At 57.7% G+C, this 19,709-nt stretch carries 27 protein-coding genes; 15 read left to right on the plus strand and 12 right to left on the minus strand.

Annotated features, from left to right (window positions below; genetic code table 11):
• Positions 1-338: 338 nt before the first annotated feature.
• Complete coding sequence (locus MUN79_RS28080) at positions 339-1,592, plus strand: receptor L domain-containing protein (RefSeq protein ID WP_244675740.1); 1,254 nt, start codon at positions 339-341, stop codon at positions 1,590-1,592.
• A 34-nt stretch (positions 1,593-1,626) separates the two neighbouring features.
• Positions 1,627-1,872, plus strand: a complete 246-nt coding sequence (locus MUN79_RS32150; protein ID WP_375378206.1) for a T9SS type A sorting domain-containing protein — start codon at positions 1,627-1,629, stop codon at positions 1,870-1,872.
• 35 nt (positions 1,873-1,907) lie between these two features.
• Here the strand turns inward: MUN79_RS32150 and MUN79_RS28085 are convergent, their stop codons facing one another.
• Genes MUN79_RS28085 through MUN79_RS28095 form a run of 3 tightly spaced genes read right to left on the minus strand, consistent with a single transcriptional unit; the run spans position 1,908 to position 3,393 of the window.
• The gene (locus tag MUN79_RS28085; RefSeq protein ID WP_244675741.1) at positions 1,908-2,120 is read right to left on the minus strand and encodes a hypothetical protein; all 213 of its coding nucleotides are present in this window, start codon (positions 2,118-2,120) and stop codon (positions 1,908-1,910) included.
• A complete protein-coding gene (locus tag MUN79_RS28090; protein ID WP_244675742.1) occupies positions 2,117-2,581 on the minus strand; it encodes a BatD family protein in 465 nt (154 codons plus the stop codon). The genes MUN79_RS28085 and MUN79_RS28090 overlap by 4 nt, the downstream gene beginning before the upstream one ends.
• Before the next feature lie 38 nt (positions 2,582-2,619).
• On the minus strand, positions 2,620-3,393 hold the full coding sequence (locus tag MUN79_RS28095; protein WP_244675743.1) for a BatD family protein: 774 nt from the start codon (positions 3,391-3,393) through the stop codon (positions 2,620-2,622).
• Between the two features lie 263 nt (positions 3,394-3,656).
• Between MUN79_RS28095 and MUN79_RS28100 the strand changes: the two genes are divergently transcribed.
• From MUN79_RS28100 to MUN79_RS28120, 5 genes are all read left to right on the plus strand, one after another.
• Complete coding sequence (locus MUN79_RS28100) at positions 3,657-4,379, plus strand: ferritin-like domain-containing protein (RefSeq protein ID WP_244675744.1); 723 nt, start codon at positions 3,657-3,659, stop codon at positions 4,377-4,379.
• 28 nt (positions 4,380-4,407) lie between these two features.
• Positions 4,408-5,205, plus strand: coding sequence for a ferritin-like domain-containing protein (locus MUN79_RS28105; RefSeq protein WP_244675745.1), 798 nt, complete (start codon positions 4,408-4,410; stop codon positions 5,203-5,205).
• Between the two features lie 205 nt (positions 5,206-5,410).
• Positions 5,411-6,100, plus strand: coding sequence for a ferritin-like domain-containing protein (locus tag MUN79_RS28110; protein WP_244675746.1), 690 nt, complete (start codon positions 5,411-5,413; stop codon positions 6,098-6,100).
• Positions 6,101-6,129: 29 nt separating this feature from the next.
• On the plus strand, positions 6,130-7,011 hold the full coding sequence (locus tag MUN79_RS28115; protein WP_244675747.1) for a ferritin-like domain-containing protein: 882 nt from the start codon (positions 6,130-6,132) through the stop codon (positions 7,009-7,011).
• 236 nt (positions 7,012-7,247) lie between these two features.
• Complete coding sequence (locus MUN79_RS28120; RefSeq protein ID WP_244675748.1) at positions 7,248-7,436, plus strand: hypothetical protein; 189 nt, start codon at positions 7,248-7,250, stop codon at positions 7,434-7,436.
• 7 nt (positions 7,437-7,443) lie between these two features.
• On the opposite strand, the gene queG is transcribed toward MUN79_RS28120, so the two are convergent.
• Positions 7,444-8,406 carry a tRNA epoxyqueuosine(34) reductase QueG gene (queG, locus tag MUN79_RS28125; RefSeq protein WP_244675749.1) on the minus strand — a complete coding sequence of 321 codons (963 nt, stop codon included), beginning with the start codon at positions 8,404-8,406 and terminating at the stop codon, positions 7,444-7,446.
• A 189-nt stretch (positions 8,407-8,595) separates the two neighbouring features.
• Complete coding sequence (gene ruvB, locus MUN79_RS28130) at positions 8,596-9,687, minus strand: Holliday junction branch migration DNA helicase RuvB (protein WP_244675750.1); 1,092 nt, start codon at positions 9,685-9,687, stop codon at positions 8,596-8,598.
• Between the two features lie 194 nt (positions 9,688-9,881).
• On the opposite strand from ruvB, the gene MUN79_RS28135 reads away from it, so the two are divergent.
• Positions 9,882-10,886: a hypothetical protein gene (locus MUN79_RS28135; RefSeq protein ID WP_244675751.1), complete on the plus strand. Its 1,005-nt coding sequence runs from the start codon at positions 9,882-9,884 to the stop codon at positions 10,884-10,886.
• Positions 10,887-10,897: 11 nt separating this feature from the next.
• On the opposite strand, the gene MUN79_RS28140 is transcribed toward MUN79_RS28135, so the two are convergent.
• Positions 10,898-11,254 (minus strand): HIRAN domain-containing protein, encoded by a 357-nt coding sequence (locus MUN79_RS28140; protein ID WP_244675752.1) that lies wholly within the window; start codon positions 11,252-11,254, stop codon positions 10,898-10,900.
• Between the two features lie 256 nt (positions 11,255-11,510).
• Here MUN79_RS28140 and MUN79_RS28145 point away from each other — a divergent pair, with 256 nt between their 5' ends.
• Positions 11,511-11,972 (plus strand): DUF4268 domain-containing protein, encoded by a 462-nt coding sequence (locus MUN79_RS28145; RefSeq protein ID WP_244675753.1) that lies wholly within the window; start codon positions 11,511-11,513, stop codon positions 11,970-11,972.
• A 239-nt stretch (positions 11,973-12,211) separates the two neighbouring features.
• Here the strand turns inward: MUN79_RS28145 and MUN79_RS28150 are convergent, their stop codons facing one another.
• A complete protein-coding gene (locus MUN79_RS28150; protein WP_244675754.1) occupies positions 12,212-12,478 on the minus strand; it encodes a hypothetical protein in 267 nt (88 codons plus the stop codon).
• A 235-nt stretch (positions 12,479-12,713) separates the two neighbouring features.
• On the opposite strand from MUN79_RS28150, the gene MUN79_RS28155 reads away from it, so the two are divergent.
• The 3 genes from MUN79_RS28155 to MUN79_RS28165 all read left to right on the plus strand — a co-directional run bounded on the left by MUN79_RS28155 (position 12,714) and on the right by MUN79_RS28165 (position 14,103).
• Positions 12,714-13,133: a hypothetical protein gene (locus tag MUN79_RS28155; RefSeq protein ID WP_244675755.1), complete on the plus strand. Its 420-nt coding sequence runs from the start codon at positions 12,714-12,716 to the stop codon at positions 13,131-13,133.
• A 33-nt stretch (positions 13,134-13,166) separates the two neighbouring features.
• Entirely contained in the window at positions 13,167-13,526 is a 360-nt protein-coding gene (locus MUN79_RS28160) for a hypothetical protein (RefSeq protein ID WP_244675756.1), read from the plus strand.
• A 421-nt stretch (positions 13,527-13,947) separates the two neighbouring features.
• Entirely contained in the window at positions 13,948-14,103 is a 156-nt protein-coding gene (locus tag MUN79_RS28165) for a hypothetical protein (protein WP_244675757.1), read from the plus strand.
• Between the two features lie 73 nt (positions 14,104-14,176).
• On the opposite strand, the gene MUN79_RS28170 is transcribed toward MUN79_RS28165, so the two are convergent.
• From MUN79_RS28170 to MUN79_RS28185, 4 genes are all read right to left on the minus strand, one after another.
• On the minus strand, positions 14,177-14,737 hold the full coding sequence (locus MUN79_RS28170) for an acyl carrier protein (protein WP_244675758.1): 561 nt from the start codon (positions 14,735-14,737) through the stop codon (positions 14,177-14,179).
• 42 nt (positions 14,738-14,779) lie between these two features.
• Complete coding sequence (locus MUN79_RS28175; protein ID WP_244675759.1) at positions 14,780-15,358, minus strand: hypothetical protein; 579 nt, start codon at positions 15,356-15,358, stop codon at positions 14,780-14,782.
• A gap of 38 nt (positions 15,359-15,396) precedes the next feature.
• Positions 15,397-15,984 (minus strand): hypothetical protein, encoded by a 588-nt coding sequence (locus MUN79_RS28180; protein ID WP_244675760.1) that lies wholly within the window; start codon positions 15,982-15,984, stop codon positions 15,397-15,399.
• A 251-nt stretch (positions 15,985-16,235) separates the two neighbouring features.
• Complete coding sequence (locus MUN79_RS28185; protein WP_244675761.1) at positions 16,236-17,468, minus strand: acyl-CoA dehydrogenase family protein; 1,233 nt, start codon at positions 17,466-17,468, stop codon at positions 16,236-16,238.
• 235 nt (positions 17,469-17,703) lie between these two features.
• Between MUN79_RS28185 and MUN79_RS30485 the strand changes: the two genes are divergently transcribed.
• From MUN79_RS30485 to MUN79_RS28195, 3 genes are read left to right on the plus strand one after another with little or no spacing between them, the layout of a single operon-like run.
• Positions 17,704-18,099: an amino acid permease gene (locus MUN79_RS30485; RefSeq protein ID WP_262922958.1), complete on the plus strand. Its 396-nt coding sequence runs from the start codon at positions 17,704-17,706 to the stop codon at positions 18,097-18,099.
• Positions 18,093-18,770, plus strand: coding sequence for an APC family permease (locus MUN79_RS30490; protein WP_262922959.1), 678 nt, complete (start codon positions 18,093-18,095; stop codon positions 18,768-18,770). The genes MUN79_RS30485 and MUN79_RS30490 overlap by 7 nt, the downstream gene beginning before the upstream one ends.
• A complete protein-coding gene (locus tag MUN79_RS28195; RefSeq protein WP_244675762.1) occupies positions 18,770-19,438 on the plus strand; it encodes a hypothetical protein in 669 nt (222 codons plus the stop codon). Before MUN79_RS30490 ends, MUN79_RS28195 begins: the two co-directional genes overlap by 1 nt.
• On the opposite strand, the gene MUN79_RS28200 is transcribed toward MUN79_RS28195, so the two are convergent.
• On the minus strand, positions 19,431-19,601 hold the full coding sequence (locus tag MUN79_RS28200) for a hypothetical protein (RefSeq protein WP_244675763.1): 171 nt from the start codon (positions 19,599-19,601) through the stop codon (positions 19,431-19,433). The two genes, MUN79_RS28195 and MUN79_RS28200, sit on opposite strands and share 8 nt — an antisense overlap.
• Positions 19,602-19,709 lie beyond the last annotated feature (108 nt).

Raw genomic sequence — 19,709 nt, forward strand, 5'->3', positions numbered from 1 at the left:
AACTTGAGTTAGCAGGCCTGACGCTGTAAAGGATTTACCCTGAAAGCGAAGCGTACACTATACGACCAGAGCACCCCTGCTCCTTTCAGCTTACCGATTGCTACTTGACAGCGCCAGCCTGCACTATTCCATTAAAAAAATGAGTAGCGAGCCTGTAATTGCCCCGGCTTGACCAAAAAGAAAAAGTACCCGAAAGTAGGTATTGTCCTGGCCTGCTGATAGCCCTAGCTTTACGTGGGCAAGCATTTCGCTTGCGCAACACCCCGGCTACCGTGTGCAGCATTAAGTAATACTTCTGGGATACTGATGCTCAGTTCAAGTGCCCCTCAGCTTTGGCCATGAAACAACTTCTACTATTCTTCTTGCTCTGCGCAATTACCCGCTTGGGGGCTGCCCAACAGTGTGCGTTTAACCTGACGTCGCAAAAGCAAGTGAATGACGTAGCCGCGTCGGGCTGCACAACCGCCTTGAGCCTTGCCATATACGGTGGCAGTAACGCTTCTACTGACCCTGACAAAATCGTTGACCTATCGCCGTTGTCGTGTATCACGGCAGTCACCGGCGGGGTTTACATCTCTGTCGGTGACCTTACCAGCCTTCAGGGCCTGGCCAATATCCGGACTATCGGTGGCAACTTGACAATTAACTCGGCCACTTCTAATCCCAGCCTGGGTGTCAATTCGTTTCAGAGCCTGGAATCCGTAACAGGAGACGTAACTATCTTCAACAGCTCCGGCTTAACGGCCATTGCTGGCTTCCCCTCCTTACGAACTGCCCGAACGGTCAGCATCACCCGCAACCCCGCCCTGGAAAGCATTACTGGGTTTAATGCGTTGCAGGCAACTGGTCTGTTTTCCATTTCGCAATGCACAGCCCTTCGCTCAATTAACGGCTTTATAAACCTAGCGACCTTGGTGGGCCCAACCAGTCAGGAGCCGTCGCAATTCAATATCAGCAATAATCCGGCCCTGCAGGAAATTCTGGGTTTCACGTCCCTGAGTACTGTAGATAATTTTAGCCTCACCCAAAATGACGCCCTGCAGCAGATTCCTTCCTTCGCCAACTTGCGGAAAGTGGGTAACCTAGTTATTCAGAACTGTGGACGCCTGACAACCATACCCGGCTTTAGCGGAGGCTTGCAGGTAAACGTCTGCAACGTGGTGGCCAATCCACTGTTGCAAAAGATTCCTGGCTTTAATCGCCTACGGGTGTGGCAGCAGCTCAACATCAATAATAATCCCGCCCTGCAGAAGGTATCCGGCTTTAACAACGGCTCGCCCGCAGTTGTCAACATTGACACCAACCCAGGACTGACTGTGATTTCCGGGTTTCGAAACACTGTGTTCTCCAGCAATTATATCTACGTTCAGAACAACGCCCTGCTAGACAGCATCTCGGGCTTCGGAGGAGATGATGCGCCGTACGTCATTTACGTCAGAAACAACCCCCGGCTGCGGGGTATTGAGGGGGCTTTGCATATAGATCCTACATCACGCTGTCAGTTTTATTTATTCAAAATAACCCCAGCTGGCCGCCTGTGCGCAGCCGTGGATCTGCAGCTATCTGCGGCGGAAGGGTTCGGCCTATTTTGACAACAACGCGGCCGGCTGCACAACGGCCGCCATTTTGCAGAGTTGCCAAATCCTGCCCGTACAGACTCCTGATGCGGAGCTGGCGCCGGCATATCCCAACCCCGTCCAGGATATCCTGCATCTGCCCTCTCCAACATCCTATGTCGTCCGTGACATGCTGGGCCGGGTAAAGCTGCAGGGCCAGGGCGCTCATATTTCTATGGGCGACCTGCCAGCCGGCATCTATCTAGTGGAAACGGGCCAGGGGCTGAACCGACAGCTCCGAATTAGTAAGCAGTAACCAGGACTCGTCGAGGCGGTGCTTTTTATACCGCCTTACTCCCGACGCCCGCTGCGCCACCAGCCTACCAAAGCCACTACGCCCAGGGCCAGCAAAATATAGTTGGCGTAGCGCCGCACTTCGGTATAAGCGTCGCGGCGCTGCAGCGTGTTGTCGGCCGAGTCCAGCACATCCTGGTAGAATGGGTCGTCGGGGCGGGCATTGAAGACCCCAACCGTGCTCTGGGCTCCTTTCAGCCGGGGCCTCACCTCGGCCGCAGCGTGTCGTAGCGTGCCGTTTCGGGATTGAATACAACCAGGCTAAAGAGACTGTCGAGGGCAAGCTCGCCTGGGCGGCGGCCAATTAGCCGGTAAGTGAACCGCTTGCTTCCGCCTACGCGCCCGCCCTGACGGGTTACGCCCAGCTCAGTATCGGGCCCGTACACTTCCACCCCGGCCGGCAGCGGAGGCAGTACCGGCGCAGTTAGGGCAGCCAGATTGCCTTCGCCTTCCACCGTGAACGAATACGTGAAAGCCTTGCCGGTCTGGAAAGTGGTGCGGTCAATAGATTCGCGCAGGCGGTAGTCGCCCACCGGTACCTGGTCGCGCAGGGGGTGTGGCGGCAGGGCCTTGACGGCAATAGTACGCGGCGTCGTTCGGTAGATTTTAAAGCCTTCCATCCGGTTGTCGAGGCCGACTTCGGGCTTTTTGGCTACCCGGTACTTCACCATCTGCAGCGGAATTTCCGGAAAAGTCAGCGGCTCGGTGTTCAGCGGGTAATATTCGGCCTCGTAGAGGCGGTAGCGCAGGTAGGTTTTGCCCCGGCCACCACTGTTTCGGGCACGATTTCCTGCTCATTAAAGGGCTCTTCCCAGGCCGTGCGCTGCCGCATGCGCCGCAGAATCTCGGGCAGCTGCCCCCCGAAGTTATAGAAGCTCAGCAGCCCCTGGTCGGCGGGCGTCAGGTAAAAGTACAGGCCCACGTGCACGCCTTCGCCCACAAAAACCGTGGCTTTATCGGGTACCAGGGCCATAAAGGCGTTGTCGTGGGGCTCTACGTACTCCTGGGGCTTGGGCTTGCCGAAGAGCTTATCGAGCAACCCCAGGCCCTGCACGGCCCCACCCGCGGCCGGTGGGGGCACCACGGCTTGCTGAGCCAGCACCTGCAGCTTAGCCCCGGCCGACTGCACCGTTAGCCCGTTCACGGTCATCGTGAAAGGCTTGAGCTCAAATTCGCCCTCGTTGTAGGCCGCGTAGCGCTGGGTAATGGTCAGCTCCGTGGACGTTTGCCCGCCCACGATGCGCGTGGTCGTAGTGCTCGACTTGCTGCTTTTCTTAAAGCCTTCGATATCGGGAAAGGGCGAGTAGCGCTCCAGCGGAGCCCCGTGCAGTCGGAAGCTGATGGTGAAATAGTCGTTGACCGGAAAGCTGGTTCGGCCCAGCACGATGTCGGCCTGTCCTGGCCCAGTCTGGGCGCGCAGCTCCCCTCCGACCCCAATCAGGAGTAGAAGCAGCAAAAAAAACACGCCCAGTTTGGTGGTCATTCTACAGGCAAAAATGAGGGCGCAAAGCTACATAAAAACGTCTCTACCAGGCCAGATGCCGGTAAACGCCCGCTTGCTCAAATTCTATATACACTATTTGGTATACAGAAAAAGCTCAACAATAGCAATCCGATTTTGAAGCAGTGCCGTAAATGGTTTCAAATCTCAACAGCTTCTAGGTTTTGTCCTGCAAAAAACGACTGCAAAAGCCGTACTGGCAGCGCTTTGCCTACTTTTCCCTTTCACCCTTACAATTTCCTCCCATGTCTAAAATCATCACCTCCGGTGGAGACGAGGCCGAGTTCGCCAAGCCCCTCTACGTTCCGATTAAAAGACGCTCTTTCTTTATGTACGCCGGCGCTACGGCCGGAGCCACGGCTCTGCTGCTTTCCGGTTGCAACGATGACGACGACGAAACGGTAGCTCCCGGCGCGGTAAGCCTGGGCTCGGGCGACGTGGGAGTACTTAACTACGCCTACGCCCTGGAACAGCTGGAAGCGGCTTTCTACGCCCGGGTAAAGGCTAGCCCCGCTGCTGACTTCTCCGCCACCGAGAAAGAGTATTTTAATCAGGTAGCTGCGCACGAAGCCATTCACCGCGACTTCCTCAAGGCCGCTATCAACCGTGATGCGCCCGGTAAGATCATTGCCAACCTGAATCCCAACTTCGATTCAATCGACTTCACCAAGCGGGCTACCGTGCTGGCTGCTGCCAAGACCTTTGAGGACTTGGGCGTGCAGGCCTACAATGGCGCTGGTAAATACCTCAAAACGCCGGCTTACCTGGTTATTGCCGGTCAGATCGTATCGGTAGAGGCCCGTCACGCAGCTTACGTGCGGGATTTGATTGCCAACGGCAGCTTCGCCGACGACTCCATCGTGGACGCTACCACTGGCCTCGACAAGGCCCTGGAGCCCGTCGATGTTATTGCTGCAGCTCAGGGCTTTATCAAGGAAAAGCTCGACGCGACCAGCGTAGGCAAGTAATTTCTTCTCCGTTTAACGACTCCCCATCATGAACATATTTCGCATCATCGAGCAATTGTCGGAGGTAGACGCCGACGTATTAGGCCGCTTCGACTCCCGGCGCGCCGCTTTCAAAACCTTGGGCGAAACCGCCAAAAAGGGTGCCCTGGCTGCCGCTCCGGTATTTGTAGCCTCCCTGTTTCAGAAAGCCTACGGCCAAACCACCGGCAGCGCCGTTATCGACGTTCTGAACTACGCCCTGACGCTGGAACTGCTCGAGGAAGACTTTTACGTCAAGATGATTGCTGGCGGACAGGTTCCGACCGGTGCTCCCGCCGGGGCCATTGCCTTGATTAAAAAGCACGAGACGGCCCACGTAACGCTGCTCACCAACACGATCAAAGCCCTGAACGGTACTCCCGTGGCTGGGGTGAAGTTCAAGACTTCGGCCTTCCCGGCTGCTTACGCCGACCAACTGGCCGTAGCGCAAGCCCTGGAAGACACCGGTGTGCGAGCCTACAAAGGCCAGGCCGGGGCACTGATTGGAGCCATGGCCGGCACCACCAGCCTGTTGCAGGTAGCCCTGCAGATTCACTCTGTAGAAGCCCGTCACGCCGCGCACATCCGCACGATGCGCGGCCAGACGCCCTGGGTGGGCCTCAACGAAATGGGTGCTACCTACACCGGCGCCATTCCGGAGAGCAACATCTCGCAGTCGGGTGTAAACCTGACCACGCAGCTGGGCACTACCTATTCGGCTGCTGATGCTGCTGCCTCGTTCGACGAGATTCTGACCCGGGCCGAGGTGCTCGACAGCTCCCGCGCCGGCGGCTTGGTGCAGCCCTAAGCGCACTACTCTTCGCAGTAATAAAAAGGGTGACTCCGCAGTGGAGTCACCCTTTTTGTTTTTTGTCAGCCAGTTCGGCACACGCAACCTTTGCCTGGGCTCGTTACTCCTGTCATTGGGGCATCCCAGTTTATCGGAGTATCTTTGTAAGAGCTGCTTTTCTATAAACAGGCCACCAAGTCTTTCTGCCGCGTATTTTTAGCTAATGTCTGAGTCTGCTTCTCCTTCCTTTCTGGCCCGTACGATGCGGCGCCGCTCCTTTTTTCGGGTAGCCGGTGCTACTGTTGCTGCCTCCACACTGGTACTTGCGGGCTGTGTTAAAGACCCCGTCGAGCCCGACAATACGGAGGCAATATCCCTGAACCTGGGGACCGGCGACCCGGGCTTGCTCAACTACCTGTTCCTGCTCGAGCAGCTGGAGGCCGCTTTCTACCAGAAAGTAGTGACCACGCCCCCGGCCGACCTGCAGGCTGGAGAGCTGGTAGCCCTCACCGACGTGCGCGACCACGAGGTGATTCACCGCGAATTCTTCCGGCAGCTTCTGGGCAGCAATGCCATGGCTACCGTCGAGTTTAACTTTACTACCATCAATTTCAATACCCGGGCGGGTGTGCTGGCCGCGGCCCGCACGTTTGAGGACCTGGGCGTAGCTGCTTACAACGGGGCGGCTAAGCTGTTTACCTCGAAAGCCAACCTGGCCCTGGTCAGCAAGATTGCCTCGGTGGAGGCCCGCCACGCAGCCTTTATCCGTGACCTGGTGCAGCCCGCTGATCCTTTCAGCGACGTGGTAGGTGCCGGCGGTTTGGGTGCCGTTCTGACGCCTCCGCAGGTTATTGCCGCTGCCGCCAGCTTTTTCCCTTATACCATCGTCGTTTCCGGATTGCCAACTGCCTAACCCGGCTGCGGCTCCGCTTATTCTTTGCCATGAACATTCTCCAACTGCTCGCTGATCTTGCCGCCGTTGACCCCGAATCCTACCAGCGCCTAAGTGGCCGCCGCGGGGCTCTGACCAGCCTGGGCCAAACTGGCCGCCGGGCAGTAGCTGCGGCAGTGCCCCTGGCTTTCGGCACCATGCTCACCAAGGCATACGGCCGCCGCTCCAACACGGTGCTCGATGCCTTTTCGCTGGCCCTGACCCTGGAATATCTGGAAAGTGAGTTCTACAAGCAGGCCCTGGCATCAGCACTCGTATTCCCGGGTTCCTCCAAAGCCGTCTTCCAGCAGATCTACCAGCACGAGCAGGACCACGTAGCCTTGCTGCAGGAAACCCTGCGCCTGTCGGGGGCTGCCCTGCCCGACAAGCCCAAGTTTGACTTTACCGGCAGCAAAAACGGCACGCGGGCAGCGCTTTTCCCCACCGTTTTCCAGGATTTCAGCACCTTTCTTAAAGTGGCTCAGTTGCTGGAAGACACCGGCGTGCGAGCCTACAAAGGCCAGGCCGACAGCCTCTTCACGGACAACGACCTGCTGGAAGCAGCCATCCGCATTCACGCCGTGGAAGCCCGGCACGCGGCCCACATCCGGGGCCTGCGGCGCGCTCAGGGAGCCAACGTGCGCCCCTGGATTAGCAAGGGAGAAGAAGTAATTACGGTGAAGGACGTTACGGACGCGGTGTACATCGGCGAGGACCTGGACCGGCAGCAACTGCCCGCCGTGGATACTAAAATCCCCTTCTTCCCCAACGACACCACCCAAATTGTAACCTCCACTGCGGATAAAGCGAAGCTCAGCTTGGCCGAGGCATTTGATGAGCCCATAAGCTCAACGACGGCCTCCACCATTGCTTCTCTGTTCATTTACAGCTAGCAGCCAGCTACGCACCTGTTGGGAATACTTTCAAGAACGGCTTCGGCCGTTCTTTTTTTGTATTAAGAAAGGGTTAAAGTAGACGGCTCAGCTTGCACTATCAAAACTTATTCTTGTATCTTTCAATAAACATCACCCGTATTAGCCTCCCAGCCGCAGCTTTTTCTGCAGCTCTCGTATAACACCTCTGCCCCCCAACCTACTCCTACCCAACCTACCCAAAACAACCTTGACCGATGCTGGAATACGTAAAAACCATCCTGCTAAAAGTCAGCTTCGACAAAATTCTATTTGAGAAAGAGCTGCGCAAAGGTTTCCGCATGCTCGTCCCGACGGAGTTAGCCGAGTTGAAAGCCTGGTGCTATCAACAGTTCGCTAAAGTCTACCAAGGCATTCTTAATCGTGTTTTTGCCTCGGCCGTCTAGCCCTCCTCTATTCTTCTAAGCTCATTTGCGCATCCGGTTCGTCTGTCACGAACCGGATGTTTCGTGTTAGGCCCGCGTAGCCCGTACGCTTCACTGCCGACTGCCGAAACAATTCCGAGAATAACTCGTGGGTTATTTCCTGCCAATCGTTGGCCTTGAGGTGGGGCAGTTGAGCATGGGGCCGAAACTGCGGCTCCTGGTGGGGCTTGGCAAAGCGGTTCCAGGGGCACACGTCCTGGCAGATGTCGCAGCCGAACACCCAGTTGCCAAACTTGCCCGCCACCTCCTGCGGAATCTGGTCCTTAAGCTCAATAGTGAAGTAGCTGATGCACTTGCTGCCATCTACCACGTAGGGGTTGGTAATGGCATCCGTCGGGCAGGCGTCCACACACTTGGTGCAGGTGCCGCAATAGTCCTTGATGGGGCCGTCGTAGTCCAGCTCCAGGTCCACGATGAGCTCGGCAATGAAGTAGAAGCTGCCCACGCCGGGCGTTATCAGGTTGGAATTTTTGCCCACCCAGCCCAGGCCGCTTTTCTTGGCCCACACCTTATCCATCACTGGAGCCGAGTCGACGAATACCCGGCCGCCCACCTCCCCTATTTCCTGCTGCATATCGTGTAGCAGCTCTTTTAGCTTGTCCTTGATGACGAAGTGGTAGTCGCGGCCGTAGGCGTACTTGCTGATCTTGAGCGTATCCTCGGCGGGCTGCTGGTCTTCCGGGGCCGGATAGTAGTTCAGCAGCAGGGAAATAACCGACTTGGCCCCGTCCACGAGCAGGCGCGGGTCGAGGCGCTTGTCGAAGTGGTTGGCCATGTAGCCCATCTTGCCGTTCATCTGCTGGTTGAGCCAGTTTTCGAGCCGGGGCGCTTCCTCTTCCAGAAACTCGGCCTTGGAAATACCACAGTACATAAAGCCCAGCTCCGCCGCGCGGCGCTTGATAAAGGCAGTATACTGGGCAGTGGGAAGCATGAGTCAGGAAATAGCTAACTACAAAAATACAGTATCCAGGGTTGATATTCGGTTTGTCTGCCGGTCATCCTAAGCAAAGGGAAAGAATACCTTCCTCACTTATCCCACTGGCGGCTCTAACAACGAAAAAGCCCTTTACCGTTTCTTGGTAAAGGGCTTTGACCATTTAATCTGGCTTGTCACGCAGGCTCACAGTGACAGTCGAAGTGAGAATTCAACAACCCTACTCCTCGGCCGGAGCTCCGAACAGGTCGCCGGGGAGTTGCCGCGCAGGTGCTGGGGCATAAGCTTGCCGAGGTGCTTGTAAGCGGCTTCGGTAGCTTCGCGGCCGCGGCTGGTGCGCTTGATGTAACCTTCCTGAATCAGGAAAGGCTCGTACACTTCCTCGATGGTTTCGGCTTCTTCGCCGCAAGCCGTGGCAATGGTGCTGATACCTACGGGCCCACCTTTGAACTTGTCGATAATGGTGTTCAGGATGCGCTTGTCCATGTCGTCGAGGCCGCGGGCGTCCACGTCGAGGGCGTTGAGGGCAAACTGGGCAATATCGACGGTGATGGTGCCGGTGCCTTTGATTTGGGCAAAGTCGCGGGTGCGGCGCAGCAGGTTGTTGGCAATACGGGGCGTACCACGGGAGCGGCGGGCAATTTCGAAGGCAGCATCCTCGTGAATGGGCGTAGCCAGAATCTCGGCCGAGCGCATCACGATGTCGGTCAGCAGCTTGGCGTCGTAGTACTCCAGGCGGGAGCTGATGCCGAAGCGGGCCCGCAGCGGCGAGGTGAGCATACCACTGCGCGTGGTAGCGCCGATAAGGGTAAAGGGCGAGAGCGAAATCTGGACGGACCGCGCATTCGGACCCGAATCGAGCAGGATGTCGATGCGGTAGTCCTCCATTGCCGAGTACAGATACTCTTCCACTACGGGATTGAGCCGGTGAATCTCATCAATGAACAGCACGTCGTGCGGGTCCAGGTTGGTGAGCAGGCCAGCTAGGTCAGAAGGCTTGTCGAGTACGGGGCCCGAGGTCATCTTGATGCCGGCACCCAACTCGTTGGCGATGATGTGCGACAACGTGGTTTTGCCCAGTCCGGGAGGCCCGTGCAGCAACACGTGGTCGAGGGCCTCGCCGCGCTGCTTGGCGGCGCCCACGAAGATTTGCAGGTTGTCGACTACTTTGGCCTGACCCGTGAAGTCGGCGAAGCTGAGCGGGCGCAGGGCCTTGTCAATCTCTTTTTCGCCGGAGTCCATGTGGTCAGTGCCACCGGTCATGAATGGTTCGCGCATAGCGGGGCTATATTCAGGTATTGCGTTGAATAAAGGTAACGCTTTCGACGCCCAAAATGCTCCCGATTTTTAGTAAAATTTAGCATTTATCCTCCTAAATCTACTATCCTTATTAGCAAACAGAGGGTTTTGCGGCTTTAGATGCCTGGAAATAAGCCTTTCTTCCCTTCTTTGTGTCCCTATTCGCCGTGTCTATGAATTTTTCGCTTTCCGATACCTGGATTACTAACCTGCCCGCCGACATCTACCAACAGCTGGCCCATTGCCTGTCGTTGCACGGGATGGTATGCGCCGAGCTGTTTAGCCGGCCTGAGTCGGCCCTGGTGCAGCAGCTGATGCTGCTCACGCCCATTACGGCCGCCACGGTAGCTAGCCTGAACACAGTACAGAGCCAGGAGGAGCTGATAGAGGCCTTGCGGCAGGAGCCCGGTCAGGTGTACGACTTGCTGCTACTGGGCCGCCTGGGCCTGGATACCTCGCTGGCCGAGCCCGTGCTGCGGTTTGTGCGGCAGCAGATGTACGTTTCGGAAGAGCAGTTGGTAGCTATAAAGCTGTACTGCGTGGAACTGAGCGAGGCATTTCTGGCCACCGTGGAGCAGCATTTGTCGGAAACCGACCGGGCCGTGGCCGGCCGACTGGTAGAGCACCGGCTGCAGATTGAGGAAGCCTTCTACATCCACAGCGAGTCGGTGGGGACGGAGGCGGAGCCCTTACCTTCGGTGGCGAATGTGCGCTTTAATGAGCCCCAACTGCAGATGGTGCGGCTGGCGGTGCTGCTGGTGCACAGCCTGCCGACCGACTCGGAAGTGGAGTTTGTGCGGGCGGTAACCCAGATTCCGGCGTTGCAGGCGCATAACTTGGAACCTATGTCGGAGCGGCTGGGGACGCTGCAGGCCGGGGAAGACTTTACCCTGACCATGCCCGAGCTGGTGCAGCTTTACCAGGCCATGCAGGTGTGCGGGCTGGTATTTGTATCGGATGTGCTGGTGGCCCTGGGACTGGAAGACTTTATGTCGGGGCCGGCGGAAGACAACGAGCCGGTGGCCGCCGAGGCTCCAGCGCGCGGGCCGATGAGCAGCCGGCAGGCCGTGGGCGAAATGGTGAGCGGCTTTACCGAGTGGGTGCAGGCCAACTTTGCCGAGGAGCCCGAAGTAGCGCAGGCCCGCCAGGAAATAGCCGCCCTGACGGACCTGATTTAAACCTTGGGCGCTTAAACCCGGGTGCCGCCGGGCAGCAGCACTTCGATTTCGAGGTGGAGCCAATCTTCTTCCCAGGCTTTGTGCACGAGGCGGGCACCAAGGGTATAGCCGGCATCGAGGAGGCGGGCAACGGTTTCGTTGCGCACTTCGGGCAGGTAGCCCAGCCAGAGGCTGCCTTCGGTCGGGGTAGTCAGGACTTTCACGGCCCAGTCGTCGTATTTGCTGTCGGCCTCGCGCACCAGCTGGAGCGCCTGGTCGACGTAGAGCTTGGGCTCATGCTTTTTCAGATTCTCGCGGTGGGTGGTGCCGGCCACCAGGCATTCAAGCAAGATCAGGTCGGGGGCAGAGGATGCGGAAGCAGTAGTCATGGGGCCAATTTACGGAGTCGCGGCAGGTTTTGTGCATAAGGCCGCAGGCAGGTAAGCTTTTAGTTGCGGAGCCGGCAGCGACGGGTAGTCGGGCAAACGGTGTTTCGTATACGTGGCGGCCAAGCCTGACTGCTGGACGTACCCCACCAAAAGAGCCAGGCAGCACCTGGGACGCGCCGCCTCGTACAAGGCAGTTTCAACAACGTCAGCAACGATAAAGACGCCCAGGTGCGTTTTTTACACTGGTATTTAACTCATGTATAGCAAAACCGAAGCAGCCCAGCTCCGCCAGGCTTTCTGGACCACGTTTGGGCAATATATGGCCCCCGTACCGTCGGCGGAAGGGGTGCCGACCAATTGGATTAACTACAAAACCGGGCTGAAGCACGTGTATTTCCGGCTGCGGGCCGACGTGCGCCACGCCACCATCAGCATCGACATTACTCATCCGGACGCAGGCATTCGGGAGCTGTTTTTTCAGCAGTTTGTGGAGCTCAAAACGATGTTGGAGGAAAGCCTGGGCGAAGCCTGGACCTGGGAGCCGCTGGTGGAAGACGAAAACGGGCAGCAGCTAAGCCGCATCTACCGGGAGCTACGCCCGGCCAATATGTTTGACCGGGAAGACTGGCCCAAGCTGATTTCGTTCTTTAAGCCCCGGCTGATGGCCCTGGACGAGTTTTGGAGCGGGGCCCAGTATGCCTTTGACGACCTGCGGTAGACGGGTATGGCAATAAGCAAAAAGGCTGCTTCCAGACGGAGGCAGCCTTTTTGGCTCTCTACACTGCTTTTTTTAGGCTTGGTTGCCGCTTTTGCTGCCCTGGCTCTGGCTTTCGCCGCCCTCACTCTGAGGGCCTTTGCTGGTGTGCGAGGTTTGGGCGCTGGGCGTGCGCAGCTGGGGCTCCCGGCTCTGGCCGGCGCCCGGGGTGCCGCCCTGGTCAGCGTTGGGGCTGCTGTTGTTTACTTCGTCAAGGTTGTGGTAGCGGCCGCCGTTGTTGCCACCGCTGCCGGCAGTGGTTTTGGCAATGCCGTCGGAGGAGCCAGTGTCGGCCTGACTGTCGGGGTGAAGTTACCGTCGCCGCTGCGGGTCCGGTCGTGGTGGCTCAAGTTGGGGTCGGGGCCGCCCTGGCGCATTTCGTCGCCCTGCTGGCGGTACTGCTCTTTGTCGTGCTCCCGGCGCTCCTGCCGGCGCGACTCGGCGTTTTCGTGCTCGTTGTTCGTATCCATAGCGTTGAGGTAGTGGGTTGGTGGTTAAGCGTATACGACCAACGAGGACAGGCAGGCGGGCCGCGCCAAAATTTTACAAGCTTATGGCTCAGCTCCTTGCGGAGCTTGGCTTGCGGGGCTTTAGCAAGCCAGTATATAGGATTTAGGTAGTACTTGGCTTGGTTTCTGTGCCTTGTCAAAGACTGAAGAATCGTGGTGAGGCGTCTTATTCTTTCATTCTAACTCTACTATTGCCATGCGTAAGATTACCTGCCTGCTGGGCCTGCTGCTGACTACCAGCATTGCCTTTGCCCAACGCCAATCGACTAGTTCCCGCTACCTGATGTTGGTGCGAGAGTTGGAACAAACCGTAGATACAAACCAGCGGGCCTCCCTGACGGTGGTACAGCCCGACGGAACCTTCAAAACCGAGGAAATTCAGGTGGAGGCCACGGCCTACCCTGCCAAAATGGTTAATGCCAGCATTGCCCGCTTCACGCCCGACTCGACCAGCCGGGCAAGCCGCCGCCTGCGCTATGGCCATAACAAGCTGTACCAGCTGGAAGTGAAAAAGCTAAACGAGCTAAGCGCCGAGGGTTGGCAATTGGTGAGTACCACTCAGGAGGGCTCCACGACCCGCTATTTGTTTCGCAAAGACGCGATGGCAGCGCAGTAGGGGTCGGCCGTTCGGTTCGTTATTTTCTGAGGTATGAAAAAGATCTTTGTTACGGCCATCCTCGCAGTAGTGGCCTTGGGCAGCTGGGCGTTTTATCCGAAGACCGCTGCCGCGCCCGAGTACATGCAGCTCTCGGTTTATGGGGGCTCCGGCAGGCCTGTTTTGGTGATTATTTCACCGCGCGGGGAAGTCACCGAGGAGACGCTGACTACCAAAGCCAAAGGCGAATACAAATACCAGGCGTTGGTGCTAATGAAGCTCAACGAGTTGCGCGCGCAGGGCTGGACGGTAGCCCAGATGCAGCAAACCGAAACCCGCAACCCCGACCCGGAACATCCTATGCTAAGCCCCAATGTGGTAACTACGGCAGTCTACCTGCTGGAAAGAAACTAACCCGCTGGGTTGCACTCTGCTGACAAAGCCGCCTCTGCCCGGGGTCGGCTTTGTGGTTTCTGGCACCCAGGGTAGTACTTCCTGCTGGTTACCATCGGCAACGAAAACAGTGCTGGGCATCCTGGGGAAAACAGCTGCTGTTGAGCTATTGTGGCAGCCAATATTTCGGCCTACCTTGTCCGCATTTCACACCTTCTAGTTTGCCCTGTTTTATGAAGAAAGCATTACTCGCCGCTGCTCTAACCTTGACCGCCCTCGGCACCTGGTCGTTTTACCCGAAGCCAGCTGAGGCCGGCGGCACCATGATGGTTATCAGCAACATGTCATTTGGCCTCGACGCGCAGGCCTCTATTATCACCCTCGGCCCGACGGAGCCCAAAAGGAGAAGGAGCTCGACTTCAGCCGGGGCAGCGCCAAGCGCATGGCCGCCAATACGGCCATCGTGCACAAGGCCGCCCTGGCCGCGGTAAATGAGTACACCAAGGCTGGCTGGCACGTTATCAGCAGCACGCCCAACGTGGTGACCAGCACCGGCAATACCGTCTTCAGCCAGACGGTGTACGTACTGGAGAAGTAAGCTTACTAACATCAGAAAAGGGCCTCCCCAGCGTGGGGTGGCCCTTTTTTTATGAGTTAGTGGAGCGGCAACATCAGTCGATGCCTAGGTCATTCGTGAAGCTGTGGGTGAGCTTGATTTCTGGTACGGGTATGCCGCAGGTGTCGCTGGTAATTCCGACTACAACGCGCTGAACGTCATAGAGCCGGGTTACGCTGGGCAGCAGCTGCGCATGGTTCAGGGTAACCATCCAGTCGACCAGGTCGGCTAGGGTTTGGGTGGTCCAAGCCGGGGGCTTGGGAGCATCAAACAGCCAGGACAGGGCATGGCGCCGGGGTTGGGGCAATTCGGGAACGGCTAGTTGCAGACAGCTGCCAAGTTGGGCAAGGCCTTGGTACACGTGCGCCGGCGGCCAGATCGTAGTCAGCAGCGCGGCAGAGGTTAGCGCGTGGGGTTCGGGCAGGCATTGGCTTACCTGCTTTAGCAGAGCGGTAAAAACAGCCGACCGGCCTTCTTCAGGTGGTAGCCGCAAGTGGCGGGTCACGCAGGTCGCGGCGTCGCCGACGGTAGCAATGTTCTCGGCCTCCCGGTCGGGAATGGCTATGCCGAAGTGCGTTTCGATGGCAACTATCAGCTCTACGGAGTCCAGGCCCATGAGAAGTTTTGGTGAAGATGACTCAGAGTTAGGTTGTTTGTCCTAGCCAAGAAGCAGCAGGGCGTGGTTGGCTTCGGCCGCTTCCTGAATAAAGCGCGCTAGTTCCTGCTGCATCTGCCGCTCCGTCGGGGCCGGTGATTGTTCCTCCTCCGGCGCCCGGCTGCTGTTCTCTTCCCAGAGAAAGGGCAGATAATCGTCTTCGTTAAGCAGTTCCCAGCCGGCGGGAGGCTGGGGTTCGTCGGCGGGAGCCGCGGCGGGGCTTTCCGGCATTTCGGCCAACGCGCTGGCTAAAGCAGTGCTAAGCTGCAACACCTGCGGGGCCCTGAATATCTGGGCTTCGAAGCCCAGTGCCCAAGCGTCTTCCCCGACCTGCTCCCCTTCGTTGACAAGGATATGCCAAGCGGTGTGGCTGCAGGAAACCAGGGCGACCAGTACGACCCAGTCATAGAAGCAGCTTTGCGAATTATCGGTGTCCGAGTACAACAAGCCCCCGGTCCGCTTGGAGGCTTCCTTGGCGCGCTGATATCGGTCCTCTTCCAACTGAGCCAGCTTCTGCGGATACTGAAGGAAGTCTTGCGCATCCGTATCCGAAATTGACCTTAGCTCACAGGATCTGCCCATGGGATAATGTTGAATAAGATTGTAACAGAAGAATTAGTTTAACTAATCCAGCTACTGAGTTTCAGTAGTATTTCCCAGCGGCGGTTTTCCCGGTGCAGCACGTAAGTTGTGCCTGCTCCATCGGTACCAAAGGTATAATTCACCGAAACAATGACCGTTTGCAGGTCTTTGGAGAAGAGAGGCTGGCTCAGGTAGAAGATGGCACCATGAGCTTTTGAATCGGCCGAATATCGAGTATTCAGAATCTGAAAGGCTTCCTTTAAAATATGCCGCCGGGGTTGATGCTGCTTAACTGCTTTCTGGGCCAGAGCCTGCAAGGTATCAACCTTCACAACTTGGTAACCTGGCAGCCACTGCTGCTGCAATTCAAACCAAACGGCCTTAGCCGACTGCTGACGTATAAAGACCGTATCCTCCGCCAATAATATCTTATCGGCCAACACAAGTTGCCGTAGCAAGCCACCTGATAATTCCGGATCGGCGCAGTTAGCGCACCGGCGCCCAATGAGAGTGTCAGTAAGTTCAACGTAGGGATACCGATCAAATAGGGTACTGCCGATCCAGAAACTGGTCGAGGTATCCGGAAGCCGAGGGTCTTTCCTACGCTGGGCCAGCAGGCTGCGCACGAAGCGGTGAGTAGTTGTATCAGGGACTACTGGCCGGGGCCCGGACCACTTCCGGGGAAAGTGTCGCCGCTGCGCCAGGGGAATTTCCGAGAAGCTCCACCAGCCCGGCGTTGGTTCTCCCAGCGTGGAGCAGCCGGAGAGAAGCAGGACAAAGAAAAAAACCAGGTACCGCCGCGTCATTAGAGTTCGAAAAGCAAAAAGGGCATCTTACGAGTGTAAGATGCCCTTTTTCTGACCGCAACCGAAACCGGCTACTTAAACGCCTGAATACCGGTAATATCGGCGCCGGTGATGAGCAGGTGAATATCGTGGGTGCCTTCGTAGGTAATAACCGACTCCAGGTTCATCATGTGGCGCATGATGGGATACTCGCCGGTGATGCCCATGCCGCCGTGAATCTGGCGGGCTTCGCGGGCTACCTGCAGGGCCATATCCACGGAGTTGCGCTTGGCCATACTGATCTGGGCGCTGGTGGCTTTGCCCTCGTTTTTGAGCATGCCCAGGCGCCACACCATCAGCTGGGCCTTGGTGATTTCGGTAATCATTTCGGCCAGCTTTTTCTGCTGGAGCTGGAAGCCGGCAATCGGCTTACCAAACTGCTCCCGCTCCAGGGAGTACTTCAGGGCCGACTCGTAGCAGTCGATGGCCACGCCGATGGCGCCCCAGGCAATGCCGTAGCGGGCCGAGTCGAGGCAGCCGAGCGGACCGCGCAGGCCCTCCACGTTGGGCAGCAGGTTTTCCTTGGGCACTTTCACGTTGTCGAACACCAGCTCGCCGGTACAGGAGGCGCGCAGGCTCCACTTGTTGTGAATTTCGGGAGTCGTAAAGCCTTCCATGCCCCGCTCCACAATCAGGCCCTTGATGCGGCCCTGCTCGTTTTTGGCCCACACCACGGCAATCTGCGCCTCGGGCGAGTTCGAAATCCAGAGCTTGGCGCCGTTGAGCAGGTAGTAGTCACCCATATCCTTGATATTGGTCACCATGCCGCCGGGGTTGGAGCCGTGGTCGGGCTCGGTGAGGCCGAAACAGCCCAGCCACTCGCCCGAGGCCAGCTTGGGCAGGTACTTCTTGCGCTGCTCCTCCGAGCCGTAGGCGTAAATCGGGTACATCACCAACGAGCCCTGCACCGAGGCCGTGGAGCGCATGCCCGAGTCGCCGCGCTCAATTTCCTGCATAATCAGGCCGTAGCTGATGTAGTCGAGGCCGCCGCCGCCGTACTCAGTGGGGATAGTAGGCCCAAAGGCGCCCACATCACCGAACTTCTTGACGATTTCGGAGGGGAAATGATTGTCCTGGGCCCACTTCTCGATGCTGGGGCTGATTTCCTTTTTGACAAAGTCGCGGATGCTCTGGCGGATGAGCTTGTGCTCCTCGGTCAGCAGGCCGTCGATGTCGTAGTAATCGGTGAAGCCGGCGGCATTCAGGGAACCGCTGCGGTGCTCGGCTTTGGCCTTGGGCGAGAGGACGTCGGATTGGGATGACATAACGTGGGGTTGGGTGGGAATCAGCCTCAAAGATAGAAGTTTCAGGATGCAGAACAGGCCCTGGGCGGGGTTGGTTCGGAGAGGCCGGGGCCACAGCAAAGTTTATGATATGCTGTATTCTTGCGGACTGACAGCCCTACTCGGTCGGGAATATTGAGTTTTGATATTCAAAAAGACCCATTCTTCCGTAGAGGGCACATTCCCTATCCGCTCTTTCCCTTCCTCCCTATTCTCCATGAGTCACGAAAAGAAATTAAACGAGCTGGAAGCCACCGCCATCTGCGGCAACGACATTTCGTCCTCGTGTCTGTACGTGTCGGCCCTGGCTATAGCGTATGCGGGGCAGTACGCCTGGATTGCCCTGTTGATTGTGGGGGCCGTGCTGTTTCTGTTCCGCAGCATCTACGGCGAAGTAGTGGGCGCGCTGCCGCTCAACGGGGGCGCCTACAACGTGCTGCTGAACACGACCAGTAAGCGCAACGCGGCCCTGGCGGCCTGCCTCACGATTCTGTCGTACATGGCTACGGCGGTTATTTCGGCCTCCGAGGCCATGCACTATCTGCATACGCTCTGGCACGGGCTGCCCATCATCGGGCCACGCTGGGGCTGCTGGGCCTGTTTCTGGTGCTGACCATTCTGGGCATTTCGGAGTCGGCGAAGGTGGCGGTGGGCATTTTCCTGGTCCACCTCATTTCCCTGACCTTGCTGGTGGGCAGCGCCATCTGGTACCTGGCTACCCATGGGCTCGACAATCTGAGCTTGAACTTTCAGCTGCCGGTGAAAGGCGGCAGCGTAGCCAACGCGCTGTTCTTTGGCTTTAGCGCGGCCATGCTGGGCATTTCGGGCTTCGAAAGCTCGGCCAACTTCGTGGAGGAGCAGGACCGCGGCGTGTTTCCCAAGACCCTGCGCAACATGTGGATTGTGGTCAGCTTCTTCAATCCGGTTATTGCCTTCCTGGCTATTGCGGCCCTACCCATGGTGGAAGTAGGCCAGCACACCGAAACCCTACTCTCCCACCTGGGCACCACCACCGGCGGCCGGTGGCTAGGCATGCTCATCTCCGTCGATGCCGTGGCCGTGCTCAGCGGGGCCGTGCTGACCTCGTTTGTGGGCGTGAGCGGCCTGATGAAGCGCATGACCCTGGACCGGATTCTACCCCAGTTCTTTCTCAAGGAAAACAAGGCCAAGAGCAACTACCTCATCCTGATTACTTTCTTCCTGCTCTGCGCCTCAGTTCTGTTTATCACCAATGGGCAGCTCGGGCCGCTGTCGGGGTGTATACCATTTCGTTTTTGGCGGTAATGGCGTTTTTTGCGCTCGGCAACTTCCTGCTTAAGAGCAAGCGGCCTAACCTGCCCCGGCCGGTGTACGCGGGCATTGGCACCGTTTTGCTGGCCCTCATTGGCATTCTGGTGGCCCTCTACGGCAACATCAAGATTCACCCCGAATACCTGATTGTGTTCCTGCAGTACTTCCTGCCCACCATGGCCCTGGTCTACGTTATGCTCAACCGCACGGCCATTCTGAACCTGGGACTAGCGGCCATCAACTCTTTTGCCGAGCACTCCCGCTTCTCGCGCCTAGGCCGGCTATTTGTAAAGCGGCAGCTCAAGGAGCTGCACAAGCAGGAATTCGTGTTTTTCACCAAGGGCGACAATGTCTCGAACCTCAACAAGGTCATGGCCTACGTGGTGGAAAACGAGTTTACCAACCGCCTCAAGATCGTGACCCTGCTCAAGCCGGGCGAGAGCTACCCGCAGGAGTTGCTGACCGATATCCGGGTGCTGGACCGGGCCTACGAGCAAATTGAGGTAGACTTTGTGACGCTCGACGGCAAGTTTGGCCCCGAGCTGATTGACCGGCTTTCCACCGAGTGGAACATCCCCAAGAACTTCATGTTCATTGGCTCGCCCGGCAACCAGTTTCCCTACCACATTTCCGAGCTCGGTGGCGTGCGTCTGATTATCTGAGTTCCAGCTCCCGTTGGGCTCCTACGCAGGTCAGAATGCCCTGAAACAAGTCAAACCGGCTCTGGTACGCGCGTACCAGAGCCGGTTTGGTGTCAAGCTGGGCGTAGTACGCGCGTACCAGGCGCAAATCGGTGGCAAAACGCCCGCAGTACGCGCGTACCATGGCCTATGCAGCCACCAAATTGCCCATGGTACGCGCGTACTGCGGGCAATTTGGCCCAAGAAGGGGGACGGTACGTGCGTACCACGGCCAACTCAGCAGCAAAGTTGA

Source organism: Hymenobacter cellulosilyticus (genome assembly GCF_022919215.1).
Taxonomy (GTDB): domain Bacteria; phylum Bacteroidota; class Bacteroidia; order Cytophagales; family Hymenobacteraceae; genus Hymenobacter; species Hymenobacter cellulosilyticus.